This window comes from Curtobacterium sp. MWU13-2055 (assembly GCF_023242305.1).
Lineage (GTDB): Bacteria > Actinomycetota > Actinomycetes > Actinomycetales > Microbacteriaceae > Curtobacterium.
Map to the genome: position 1 here is coordinate 1 of NZ_JALLIO010000020.1, position 409 is coordinate 409.

Annotated in this window: 1 protein-coding gene; it reads right to left on the reverse strand. The window is 65.3% G+C overall.

The features are described from left to right. Positions 1 to 409: hypothetical protein (locus M4960_RS19135; protein ID WP_248705130.1), on the reverse strand; the 409-nt coding region annotated here is incomplete at both ends.

Here is a 409-nt window from a genome sequence, read left to right on the forward strand (position 1 = left end):
CCGCTGCCTGGCCGGTGAGGGTCCTGCCGGAGACGTTCGTGATCCGGAACGTGATGACCTGTTCACCGTTGCTGTTGTCGGCGGCGGTCCACTCGTGCTTCCACGTCGCACTCTCGTCCTTGGCGGGGAGGCCGTTGGCGCGGTATCCCTTCGGCAGGGTGAGGGCCCAGGAGAACGAATCGCCGTTCTTGATGTCGACGCCGGTGTTCCCGGTCGTGGGCTGCGACTTCCACGTGACGGTGCCTTCGGTGCCGTTGGTGAAGACCGTGCCTGCGTCGGGGGCCGCGGTGATGCCGTGGAACCCGAGGGTGGTGGAGAGGTCCTGGATGTTGACCGTCAGCGTCTGGCGGTCGATCTCGGTGTTGTTGATCTTCTGGATGGCGGTGAGGGAGTTCGCGCCGTTCTTCAG